Genomic DNA, 4,875 nt, shown 5'->3' with positions numbered 1-4,875 from the left:
ACCGCGCCGACCGGGGCGAGCGCAACGAGCGGGGCGACCGCGCCGAGCGAAGTGAGCGCGCCGACCGGGGTGAGCGTGCCGACCGGGGCGACCGCGACGACCGGGGCGAGCGTGCCGATCGGGGCGACCGCGCCGACCGGGGCGAGCGCAACGAGCGGGGCGACCGCGCCGAGCGAAGTGAGCGCGCCGACCGGGGTGAGCGTGCCGACCGGGGCGACCGCAACGACCGGGGCGAGCGTGCCGACCGGGGCGAGCGCAACGACCGTGACCGCAACGACCGCGGTGACCGCAACGACCGGGGTCAGCGCGCCGAGCGGGGAGACGACGGTGACGACGACGGCGAGGGCGGCGGCCGGCGGGGTCGGCGCAGCCGGTTCCGTGACCGCCGGCGTGGCCGTGGCGAGCGGGGCGAGGTCGGCGGCGACGGCGGCGGCCGTGAGCCGCAGGTCGGCGAGGACGACGTGCTCGTCCCGGTCGCCGGCATCATCGACGTGCTCGACAACTACGCCTTCGTCCGGACCACCGGCTACCTGGCCGGCCCGAACGACGTGTACGTCTCGATGTCCCAGATCAAGAAGCACGGCCTGCGCCGCGGTGACGCGATCACTGGCGCCGTGCGGGCCGCGCGGGACGGCGAGCAGCGGCGCGACAAGTACAACCCGCTGGTCCGGCTGGACACCATCAACGGCATGGAGCCGGACGAGGCGAAGCGCCGGCCCGAGTTCTACAAGCTCACGCCGCTCTACCCGCAGGAGCGCCTGCGGCTGGAGACCGAGCCGCACATCCTCACCACCCGGGTGATCGACCTGGTCATGCCGATCGGCAAGGGCCAGCGGGCGCTGATCGTGTCGCCGCCGAAGGCCGGCAAGACGATGGTGTTGCAGGCGATCGCGAACGCGATCACCCGCAACAACCCGGAGTGCCACCTGATGGTGGTGCTCGTCGACGAGCGGCCGGAAGAGGTCACCGACATGCAGCGGTCGGTGAAGGGCGAGGTCATCGCGGCCACGTTCGACCGTCCGCCGCAGGACCACACCACGGTGGCGGAGCTGGCGATCGAGCGGGCGAAGCGTCTGGTCGAGTTGGGCCACGACGTGGTCGTGCTGCTCGACTCGGTGACCCGGCTCGGTCGGTCGTACAACCTGGCGGCGCCGGCCAGCGGCCGGATCATGTCGGGTGGTATCGACTCCACCGCGCTCTACCCGCCCAAGCGCTTCCTCGGCGCGGCGCGCAACATCGAGAACGGCGGCTCGCTGACCATTCTCGCCACCGCGCTGGTGGAGACCGGGTCCATGGCGGACACGGTCATCTTCGAGGAGTTCAAGGGCACGGGTAACGCCGAGCTGAAGCTGGACCGGAAGATCGCCGACAAGCGGGTCTTCCCGGCGATCGACATCAACCCCTCCGGTACGCGTAAGGAGGAGGTCCTGCTCGCGCCGGAGGAGCTGGCGATCATCCACAAGCTCCGCAAGGTGCTGCACTCGCTGGACTCGCAGGCGGCCCTCGACCTCCTGCTGGACCGGCTCAAGCAGTCCCGCACCAACATCGAGTTCCTGATGCAGATCGCGAAGTCCACTCCGGGCGAGTGACCTGACGGATCCGACGACGAGGGGTACGGCCGACGGCCGTGCCCCTCGTTCGCGTACCGGCCCCGATGCCGTGAAGTTTTTCTACGGTTAAGCCGTGGGGTATTGAAACTTCTGTTCACGGTCGGGTTGACTGTCGTCCATGCGAATCCGCAGACGATCCGCCCGACTTGCCGGCGTCCTGCTGCTGACGCCCCTGCTCACGCTCACCGCTCCGGTGTCACCGCCCGCCGCGGTCGCCGCGCCGCCGGTGTCCACTTCGGCCGAGGACGCGCCGGCCGCGTCGTCCCGCCCCGAGTCCTCGGTGGCGTTGGCCGGTGTGGAACCGGCAGGTGGCCTGGAGACCGCGAAGACCACCCGGCCGGTCGCGCCCGGCCTGGACCTGACCTCCTTCGACAGGTACGACGCCGCCGGCTGGCTGCGCGCCGACGCGCTCACCGCCGACCTGTCCGGCGGGCTGACCGTCGACTACGTGAACTCCGGCGCGGTGACCCGGGACGAGCCCCTGCGGGCCGCGGTGGACCGCTCCCGGGCGGTGGCGGCGGTGAACGGCGACTTCTTCGACATCAACAACTCGGGTGCGGCGCAGGGTGTCGGCATCCGCTCCGGCGAACTGGTGCAGTCACCTGTCGCCGGGCACCCCAACGCGGTGGGCATCAGCGCCCAGGGCATCGGCCGGGTCGTCCAGGTCGGCTTCGAGGGCACCGCGACGCTGCCCGGCGGACCGGTGTCGCTGACCCAGTTCAACAACATGGTGCAGCGCGACGGCGTGGGCGTCTTCACCCCGCTGTGGGGCTCGTACCCCCGGCAGCGCGCGGTGGACGGCGCGACGCGGGTGGTCGAGGTGACGCTGACCGGCGGTCGGGTGGCCGCCGTGGCCACGGCGGCCGGGGAGGGCCCGATCCCGGCCGGCAGCACGGTGCTGCTCGGGCGGGAGGCCGGCGCCGACGCGCTCGGCGCGCTGCGCCCCGGTGACGCGGTCGACATGTCCTGGCGTCCGCGCTCCTCCGACGGCGGCGACCTCCGGGCGGCCGTGGGCGGCGGCAACGTGCTGGTCCGCGACGGCGTGGTGCAGACCGTCGCCGACCAGACGCTGGCCCCGCGTACCTCGGTGGGCTTCTCCGCCGACGGCCGCAAGATGATCATGTTGACGGTGGACGGGCGGCAGGTGGACAGCCGCGGCGTCACCCAGACCGAGATGGGCCGGATGATGGCCGAGCTGGGCGCGGCGAACGCGCTCAACCTCGACGGCGGCGGTTCCTCCACGCTGCTGGCCCGCGAGCCGGGTGCGGCGGCGGTCCAGGTGGAGAACAGCCCGTCCGACGGCAGCGAGCGGCCGGTGCCGAACGGCCTGGCCGTCTACGCGCCGAAGGGCAGCGGCCGGCTCACCGGCTACTGGTTGGAGACCGCCAGCGACCCGACCGCCGCGCCGGGCGTCGCCCCGGTGCGGGGCGGTCGGCCGGACCGGGTCTTCCCCGGCCTCACCCGCCGGCTCACCGCCGCCGGCTACGACGAGACGTACGGCCCTGCGGCCGGCGACCCGCGCTGGCGCGCCACCCACGGCCGGGTGGACGGCGACGGCGTGTTCCGGGCCGGCAGCCCGGGCCGGAGCACCGTCACCGCCTCCCGGGGCCGGGCCCGGGGCACGATCGACCTGACCGTGCTCGGCCCGCTCGAGCGGATCGACGGCACGGTCGACCGGGTCGGCCTCGACCGGGCCGGCGACACCGGCCTGTTCGGCGTGGTCGGTTACGACGCGGAGGGGAACACCGCGCCGATCGAGCCGGGCGACCTGACGCTGGAGTACGACCACGACCTGCTCTCGATCACCCCCACGGCCGACGGCAACCTGGCCGTGAAGGCGCTCGGCGGGTCCGGCTCGGCGCTCGTCACCGCCCGCGTCGGTGCGCGCGGCACGGTGCTGCCGGTGACCGTCGGGCTGACCGACGTGCCGGTGGCCGGCTTCGACGACGCCGCGTCCTGGAAGTTCAGCCAGGCCCGCGCCTCCGGGTCGGTCGCCCCGGCCGAGGGGCACACCGGCGGCGGCCTGCGGATGTCGTACGACTTCAGCCAGTCGACAGGCACCCGGGCCGCGTACGCCGACCCGCCGGCCTGGATCGACGTGCCGGGCCAGCCGCAGGCGTTCGGCATGTGGATCAAGGCGAACGGCACCGGCGAGTGGCCGAGCCTGCACCTGCACGACGCGCAGGACACCCAGTTCGTGCTGCGTGGCCCCTACCTGGACTGGACCGGCTGGAAGTACGTCGAGTTCGCGGTGCCGCCGGGCGTGCAGTACCCGGTGCGGGTGCGCCGGTTCTACGTGGCCGAGACCGACCCGGCCAAGCAGTACCGCAGCGAGGTGGTGATCGACGACCTGGTGGCCCGGGTGCCGCCGGACGTGCAGGCGCCGCCGGAGCCGAACCGGACCGACCGGGTGGTGCTGCGCGACGGCACGGTCGACGGTGCGCCCTGGCGGTTCGCGGTCCTCTCCGACGCCCAGTTCGTCGCCGCCGATCCGGACAGCGAACTGGTCGCCCAGGCCCGCCGTACGCTGCGCGAGGTCCGTGCCGCCCGGCCGGACTTCCTGATCATCGACGGCGACTTCGTGGACACCGCGTACCCGGCGGACTTCGCGCTGGCCAAGCGGATCCTGGACGAGGAGCTGGGCGGTCAGGTGCCCTACTACTACGTGCCGGGCAACCACGAGATCATGGGCGCGCCGATCGACAACTTCCGGAGCGTCTTCGGGGAGACCTCGCGCGTCTTCGACCACGCCGGAACCCGTTTCGTCACCCTGTCCACGGCCACCGGTTCGCTGCGCGGGGGCGGGTTCGACCAGGTGGAGCTGCTGCGCCGGACGCTCGACGCGGCGGCGGTCGACCGGTCGGTCGGCTCGGTGGCGGTGTTCTTCCACCACCCGCCGCGTGATCCCAGCCCGGCCAAGGCCAGCCAGCTCGGCGACCGGAAGGAGGCCGCCCTGGTCGAGCAGTGGCTGGCCGACTTCCAGCACCGCACCGGCAAGGGCGCGCTGATGGTGAACGGCCACGTCGGCACGTTCCACGCCGACCGGGTGGACGGGGTGCCGTACGTGATCAACGGCAACGCGGGCAAGGATCCCTCCACCCCGGCCGGGCTCGGCGGGTTCACCGGCTGGACCGAGTTCGGGGTGGACCCGGTGACGCCCCGGGAGGCCGAGCGGGCCCGCCTCGTCGGGATCGAGCGCACCACCCTCTACCGGATCCGCGAGGGCAAGGTCGTCCCGAAGTTGGAGACGGCCATGCAGATCGCG

The 4,875-nt window shown here is 73.2% G+C and carries 2 protein-coding genes; both read left to right on the top strand.

Features of this window, described 5'->3' with window-relative positions; translation table 11 throughout:
- The coding region (gene rho / locus HUW36_RS25540) for a transcription termination factor Rho (RefSeq protein WP_174530487.1) at positions 1-1,589 on the top strand (1,589 nt) is incomplete at its 5' end.
- A 139-nt stretch (positions 1,590-1,728) separates the two neighbouring features.
- Positions 1,729-4,875, top strand: a 3,147-nt coding sequence (locus HUW36_RS25535; protein WP_246248320.1) for a phosphodiester glycosidase family protein, incomplete at its 3' end; no start/stop codon positions are given.

This window comes from Micromonospora maritima, from assembly GCF_902825405.1.
GTDB lineage: Bacteria > Actinomycetota > Actinomycetes > Mycobacteriales > Micromonosporaceae > Micromonospora > Micromonospora maritima.
The sequence above is the reverse complement of the archived record's forward strand: the minus strand, read 5'-3'. Positions and strand labels throughout refer to the sequence as shown.